Below are 2,930 nucleotides of genomic sequence, written 5' to 3'. Positions count from 1 at the left end.
ACCTTTTGGGGTTGTATGGTTAAGTGACTAAGCGTACACGGTGGATGCCTTGGCAGTCAGAGGCGATGAAGGACGTAATAACTTGCGATAAGCCCAGATTAGGTAGTAATAACCTGTGAGTCTGGGATTTCCGAATGGGGAAACCCACGTGCATAAGCACGTATCATTAACTGAATACATAGGTTAATGAGGCAAACCGGGGGAACTGAAACATCTAAGTACCCCGAGGAAGAGAAATCAACCGAGATTCCGAAAGTAGCGGCGAGCGAAATTGGACTAGCCCTTAAGCTTTTAATGATGCAGGTGAAGAGTCTGGAAAGTCTCGCAGTAAAGGGTGATAGCCCCGTAACCGACACATCATAATCAGTGAAAACGAGTAAGGCGGGACACGTGATATCCTGTTTGAATATGGGGGGACCATCCTCCAAGGCTAAATACTACTGACTGACCGATAGTGAACCAGTACCGTGAGGGAAAGGCGAAAAGAACCCCTGTGAGGGGAGTGAAATAGAACCTGAAACCGTGTACGTACAAGCAGTAGGAGCCCACTTTGTTGGGTGACTGCGTACCTTTTGTATAATGGGTCAGCGACTTATATTCAGTGGCAAGGTTAACCGTTTAGGGGAGCCGTAGGGAAACCGAGTCTTAACTGGGCGTTCAGTCTCTGGATATAGACCCGAAACCAGGTGATCTAGCCATGGGCAGGTTGAAGGTTGAGTAACATCAACTGGAGGACCGAACCGACTAATGTTGAAAAATTAGCGGATGACTTGTGGCTAGGGGTGAAAGGCCAATCAAACCTGGAGATAGCTGGTTCTCCCCGAAAGCTATTTAGGTAGCGCCTCGGACGAATACTACTGGGGGTAGAGCACTGTTAAGGCTAGGGGGTCATCCCGACTTACCAACCCTTTGCAAACTCCGAATACCAGTAAGTAATATCCGGGAGACACACGGCGGGTGCTAACGTCCGTCGTGGAGAGGGAAACAACCCAGACCGCCAGCTAAGGTCCCAAAGTATAGCTAAGTGGGAAACGATGTGGGAAGGCTTAGACAGCTAGGATGTTGGCTTAGAAGCAGCCATCATTTAAAGAAAGCGTAATAGCTCACTAGTCGAGTCGGCCTGCGCGGAAGATGTAACGGGGCTAAGCTATACACCGAAGCTGCGGCTGCATAATTTATTATGTGGGGTAGGGGAGCGTTCTGTAAGCGGTTGAAGGTGGTCTGTAAGGGCTGCTGGACGTATCAGAAGTGCGAATGCTGACATGAGTAACGATAAAGGGGGTGAAAAACCTCCTCGCCGGAAGACCAAGGGTTCCTGTCCAACGTTAATCGGGGCAGGGTAAGTCGACCCCTAAGGCGAGGCCGAAAGGCGTAGTCGATGGGAAACGGGTTAATATTCCCGTACTTCTTATAATTGCGATGGGGGGACGGAGAAGGCTAGGTGGGCCTGGCGATGGTTGTCCAGGTTCAAGTACGTAGGCGGGTGGTTTAGGTAAATCCGGACCGCTATTAACGCTGAGATACGATGTCGAGCTACTACGGTAGTGAAGTCATTGATGCCATGCTTCCAGGAAAAGCCTCTAAGCTTCAGATTATAAGAAATCGTACCCCAAACCGACACAGGTGGTCGGGTAGAGAATACCAAGGCGCTTGAGAGAACTCGGGTGAAGGAACTAGGCAAAATGGTACCGTAACTTCGGGAGAAGGTACGCTCTTGGCGGTGAAGTCCCTTGCGGATGGAGCTACTAGGAGTCGCAGATACCAGGTGGCTGCAACTGTTTATTAAAAACACAGCACTGTGCAAAATCGTAAGATGACGTATACGGTGTGACGCCTGCCCGGTGCCGGAAGGTTAATTGATGGGGTTAGACTTAGGTCGAAGCTCTTGATCGAAGCCCCGGTAAACGGCGGCCGTAACTATAACGGTCCTAAGGTAGCGAAATTCCTTGTCGGGTAAGTTCCGACCTGCACGAATGGCGTAATGATGGCCACGCTGTCTCCACCCGAGACTCAGTGAAATTGAAATCGCTGTGAAGATGCAGTGTACCCGCGGCTAGACGGAAAGACCCCGTGAACCTTTACTACAGCTTGGCACTGAACATTGACCCTACATGTGTAGGATAGGTGGGAGCCTTTGAAGCATGCACGCTAGTGTGTGTGGAGGCAATCTTGAAATACCACCCTTGTATGCTTGATGTTCTAACGTTGGTCCCTAATCGGGATTGCGGACAGTGCCTGGTGGGTAGTTTGACTGGGGCGGTCTCCTCCCAAAGAGTAACGGAGGAGCACGAAGGTGGGCTAAACACGGTTGGACATCGTGTGGTTAGTGCAATGGCATAAGCCCGCTTGACTGCGAGAATGACAATTCGAGCAGGTACGAAAGTAGGTCATAGTGATCCGGTGGTTCTGAATGGAAGGGCCATCGCTCAACGGATAAAAGGTACTCCGGGGATAACAGGCTGATACCGCCCAAGAGTTCATATCGACGGCGGTGTTTGGCACCTCGATGTCGGCTCATCACATCCTGGGGCTGAAGTCGGTCCCAAGGGTATGGCTGTTCGCCATTTAAAGTGGTACGCGAGCTGGGTTTAGAACGTCGTGAGACAGTTCGGTCCCTATCTGCCGTGGGCGTTGGAAGATTGAAGGGGGCTGCTCCTAGTACGAGAGGACCGGAGTGGACGAACCTCTGGTGTTCGGGTTGTCATGCCAATGGCATTGCCCGGTAGCTAAGTTCGGAATCGATAACCGCTGAAAGCATCTAAGCGGGAAGCGAGCCCTGAGATGAGTCTTCCCTGGCACTTTAAGTGTCCTAAAGGGTTGTTCAAGACTAGAACGTTGATAGGCAGGGTGTGTAAGTGCTGCGAGGCATTGAGCTAACCTGTACTAATTGCCCGTGAGGCTTAACCATACAACACCCAAAGGGTTTTGAT

General features: G+C 50.9%; 1 rRNA gene. It reads left to right on the top strand.

The features are described 5' to 3' along the window. The first annotated feature begins 17 nt into the window (after positions 1-17). A 23S ribosomal RNA gene (locus tag M9196_RS23125) occupies positions 18-2,908 on the top strand. The last annotated feature ends 22 nt before the right edge of the window (positions 2,909-2,930 follow it).

Origin of the sequence: Vibrio methylphosphonaticus (assembly GCF_023634655.1) — a bacterium.
GTDB lineage: Bacteria > Pseudomonadota > Gammaproteobacteria > Enterobacterales > Vibrionaceae > Vibrio > Vibrio methylphosphonaticus.
Note: the sequence above shows the minus strand (reverse complement) of the source record. Positions and strands in the feature narration are given on the sequence as shown.